Source organism: Sphingomonas sp. (genome assembly GCF_036677245.1).
GTDB lineage: Bacteria > Pseudomonadota > Alphaproteobacteria > Sphingomonadales > Sphingomonadaceae > Allosphingosinicella.
The window spans coordinates 1-4174 of sequence record NZ_JAKFCG010000028.1; the positions used below are offsets into that span (position 1 = coordinate 1).

The 4174-nt window shown below is 66.1% G+C and carries 5 protein-coding genes; 4 read left to right on the forward strand and 1 reads right to left on the reverse strand.

Annotated features, from left to right (window positions below):
* From yidC to V6M48_RS02755, 3 genes are all read left to right on the forward strand, one after another.
* On the forward strand, positions 1-1168 hold a 1168-nt coding region (gene yidC, locus V6M48_RS02745; protein ID WP_332810994.1), incomplete at its 5' end, for a membrane protein insertase YidC.
* Entirely contained in the window at positions 1165-1854 is a 690-nt protein-coding gene (gene yihA / locus V6M48_RS02750; RefSeq protein ID WP_332810995.1) for a ribosome biogenesis GTP-binding protein YihA/YsxC, read from the forward strand. The genes yidC and yihA, both read left to right, overlap by 4 nt.
* Before the next feature lie 8 nt (positions 1855-1862).
* Positions 1863-2528 carry a glutathione S-transferase family protein gene (locus tag V6M48_RS02755; RefSeq protein ID WP_332810996.1) on the forward strand — a complete coding sequence of 222 codons (666 nt, stop codon included), beginning with the start codon at positions 1863-1865 and terminating at the stop codon, positions 2526-2528.
* A 6-nt stretch (positions 2529-2534) separates the two neighbouring features.
* Here V6M48_RS02755 and V6M48_RS02760 read toward each other — a convergent pair whose 3' ends face one another.
* Positions 2535-2990: a cupin domain-containing protein gene (locus V6M48_RS02760; RefSeq protein ID WP_332810997.1), complete on the reverse strand. Its 456-nt coding sequence runs from the start codon at positions 2988-2990 to the stop codon at positions 2535-2537.
* A gap of 50 nt (positions 2991-3040) precedes the next feature.
* On the opposite strand from V6M48_RS02760, the gene dapE reads away from it, so the two are divergent.
* A complete protein-coding gene (gene dapE, locus V6M48_RS02765; RefSeq protein WP_332810998.1) occupies positions 3041-4171 on the forward strand; it encodes a succinyl-diaminopimelate desuccinylase in 1131 nt (376 codons plus the stop codon).
* Positions 4172-4174 lie beyond the last annotated feature (3 nt).

The following is a 4174-nucleotide window of genomic DNA, read 5'->3' on the forward strand; positions in this document are numbered from 1 at the left end:
TCTGTTCACCGTCCAGCAGAGCGTCGCCAATGCCGGCGCCGGCGCGATCGCGGTGCGGCCCTTCGCGCTGGTCAGCCGCGTCGGCGTGTCGAAGGACCCTGACGCCTGGACGATGCACGTCGGCCCGATCGGCGTATTCGGCGACGCCGCCGAATATGGCGTCGATTTCGACTCGCTGATCGAGGAAGGCCCGCGCCGGTTCAACACGACGGGAGGCTGGCTCGGCTTCGGCGACAAATATTGGCTGACCGCGATCGTGCCGGACTCCCGCGGCGCGGTCGAAGCCGGTTTCCGCGGCACGGGCAACCGCTATCAGGCCGATTTCACCCCTTCGCCGACGATCCTCGCGCCGGGCAAGGCGGCGACCTACCAGTCGCGGCTGTTCGCGGGCGCCAAGGAAGTCGCGCTGCTCGACCGCTATCGCAGCGAGCTTGGCATCGCGCGCTTCGACAAGGCGATCGACTGGGGCTGGTTCTACTGGTTCGAGAAGCCGATCTTCTACCTGCTCGACTGGCTGTTCCGGATGATCGGCAATTTCGGGCTGGCGATCATGGGCCTGACCCTGATCGTGCGTGCCCTGATGTTCCCGATCGCGCAGAAGCAGTTCGCATCGATGGCCGCGATGCGCGTCGTCCAGCCGAAGATGAAGGTGATCCAGGATCGCTACAAGGACGACAAGCCGCGGATGCAGCAGGAGATGCTCAAGCTCTATCAGGAAGAGAAGGTCAATCCGCTGGCGGGCTGCCTGCCGATCCTGATCCAGATCCCGATCTTCTACGCGCTCTACAAGGTGCTGATGCTGTCGATCGAGATGCGCCACCAGCCGTTCGTGCTGTGGATCAAGGATCTCTCCGCGCCCGACCCGCTGACGCCGGTCAACCTGTTCGGCTTCCTGCCGTTCACGCCGCCCTCGTTCATCGCGATCGGCGTGCTGCCGATCCTCGTCGGCGTGACGATGTGGCTGCAGTTCAAATTGAACCCGCAGCCGACCGACCCGGTGCAAAAGCAGATGTTCGCGCTGATGCCGTGGGTGCTGACCGTGGTGATGGCGCCGTTCGCCGCCGGCTTGCAGCTCTATTGGGCGACCAGCAACATCCTCACCATCGCGCAGCAGAAATGGCTCTACAGCCGGCATCCGGGGATGAGAGAGGCCGCGGAGAGCCAATGACCGACGAGCGCGACCAGCAGCCGGCGCCGGACGAAACGAATCCCGAAGCCGAGCGCGACTCTCCCGAGCTCGCAGAAAAGGCCCGCAAATTGTTTTCGGGGCCGATCGCCTTCCTCAAGTCGGCGCCGAGCCTGCAGTTCCTGCCGACCGCAGACGTCGGCGAGGTTGCGTTCGCCGGCCGCTCGAACGTCGGCAAATCCTCTTTGCTCAACGCGTTGACCAACCGCAACGGCCTCGCCCGCACCTCGAATACGCCCGGCCGCACGCAGGAGCTCAACTTCTTCGACGTCGGCGCGCCGCCGATCTTCCGGCTGGTCGACATGCCCGGCTACGGCTTCGCCAAGGCGCCCAAGGACATCGCCCGCAAATGGCGCCACCTCGTCAACGACTATCTGCGCGGACGGCAGGCGCTCAAGCGCGCGCTCGTGCTCGTCGACAGCCGGCACGGCCTCAAGGATGTCGATCGCGACATGCTCAAGATGCTCGACGAAGCGGCGGTGAGCTACCGCCTCGTCCTGACCAAGAGCGACAAGATCAAGCCGACCGAACTCGCCGAGATCGAGCGGCTCACCGCCGAGGAAGCGCGCAAGCACCCCGCCGCGCATCCCGAGATCATCGCGACGTCGAGCGAGACCGGTCTCGGCATCGATCGGTTAAGGCGTGCGGTTCTCGAAGCGATCGGTTAGCAGACCTCATGCTCAAGCTCATCATCGGCAACAAAGCCTATTCTTCATGGTCGCTGCGCGGCTGGCTCGCGGTCAAGCAATCGGGCCTGCCGTTCGAGGAGATCGTCGTCCCGTTGTTCAACGAGGAATGGGACAAGAAGACCGCCGGCGATGAATTCGCGCCCTCGGGCGGCAAGGTGCCGATCCTGTGGGACGACCAGACCGTGATCTGGGATTCGCTCGCGATCATCGAATGGCTCGCGGACAAGACCGACCGCGCGCGCTACTGGCCGCGCGACGATGCGGCGCGCGGCATGGCGCGCTCGATGGCGGCGGAGATGCACTCCGCCTATCCCGAGCTGCGCCGCGTCTATTCGATGAACGTCCGCAAGCAATTCCCGCAGGCGGACGTCCCCGACGACGTGCGCGCCGAGATCATCCGCATCCTCGAATTGTGGGCCGAAGCGCGCGCCCGCCACGGCAGCGGCGGCCCCTATCTGTTCGGCGATTTCGGCGCGGTCGACATCATGTTCGCGCCGGTGGTGACTCGGTTCGTGACTTATTCGGTGCCGCTGCCGCGCTTCGCCGCCGCTTATGCCGAGGCGATCCTCCACCATCCCTGGATGCGCGAATGGATCGAGGCGGCGCAGGAAGAGCCGTGGGTGGTCGAGCGCTACGAAGCGCCCGCGGGCTAGCTGGGGTCAGGCCCCATAAGGCGTCCCGTCCTTGCGGGTGAAGCTGCGGCTCGCAGGATCGAAGCGCATGTCGATATCGGGATAATGGCATTCGCTGCCGAGAGCCCGGCCGACGGCGATGAAGATGCAGTCACGGTCGCTGCGATTGACGAAATGATGGCCGTTGGCGACCTTCTTCGGGAACGAGGCGCATTCGCCCGCGCGCAGCACGGTCTCGCCGCCCTCCTCGATCAGCACCGCCTCACCCTCGAGGATGACGACGAACTCGTCCTCCTCCTCATGCCAATGGCGCTGGCTGGAGATGCCGCCCGGCTGGAGCACGACCTGCGTCACGCCGAAATCGCTGAGGCCGGCGACCGCGCCCAGGCGCCGGACGTAACGCTTCGCCAGGGTCGCTGCGAACGGCGGCGGATAGATGGTGTTGTTGGTCAATTCGACCGCGTCGAGATCGATCTTGGGCATATCGGCGTCTCCACTGTGCAACCGCTCGCCGCCTTGCTACGCGAGGCGATATGACAAGCGCAATCGACCCGGTCGACCTCACTTCCCGCCTGATCGCCTGCCCGAGCGTCACCCCGCACGAGGCCGGCAGCCTCGACCTGCTCGAAGCGGCGCTGACCGGCATCGGCTTCGCCGTCCATCGCTTCAGCGCCGGCGCGGCGCCCGATGGGCCGGTCGAGAATCTGTTCGCGACGCGGGGCAGCGGCGCACCGCATTTCGCGTTCGCGGGCCATATCGACGTGGTCCCGGCCGGGCCGGGCTGGACGAGCGATCCGTTCGTCCCCGAAATCCGCGGCGATCTGCTCTACGGGCGCGGCGCGGTCGACATGAAGGGCGCGATCGCGGCGTTCGTCGCCGCCTGCGCCGACACCGATCCGCAAGCCGGAACGCTCAGCCTGATCATCACCGGCGACGAGGAAGGCCCGGCGACCCACGGCACGGTCGCGCTGATCGACTGGATGGCCGAGCGGAACATAAAGCCCGACATGATCCTCGTCGGAGAGCCGACCTCCGAGGCTCGGCTCGGCGACACGATCAAGATCGGCCGGCGCGGCTCGGTCAACATGTGGGTCGAGATCCCGGGGATCCAGGGGCATGTCGCTTATCCCCACCTCGCCGACAATCCGCTGCGCAGGCTGGGCGACGTGCTGAGCGCGCTCAACGGCATCGCCTGGGACGACGGCAATGAATGGTTCCAGCCTTCGAACCTCGAAGTGACCGCCGTCGAGACCGACAATCCGGCGCACAACATCATCCCCGGCAACGTTCGGCTGCGGCTCAACATCCGCTTCAACGATGCCCATAAGGGCGAGGAACTGGTCGAGCGCATTCGGAGCCTCGTCGCCGGCGCCGCGCCGGGCGCCACACTGACGGCGATCATATCGGGCGAGGCATTCCTCAGCCCGCCGGGCCCGCTCAGCCAGATCCTGGTCGAGGCGATCGCCGCCGAGACCGGCCTCAACCCGGTCCTCTCGACCGGCGGCGGAACCTCCGATGCGCGCTTCCTCTCGAAGCTGTGCCCAGTGGCCGAGTTCGGCCTGGTCAATGCGACGATGCACAAGCTCGACGAAGCGGTCGCGCTCGAGGATCTGAGGATGCTGCAGAAGATCTATCGGCGGGTGATTGCGGGCGCGCTTAGCTAGATC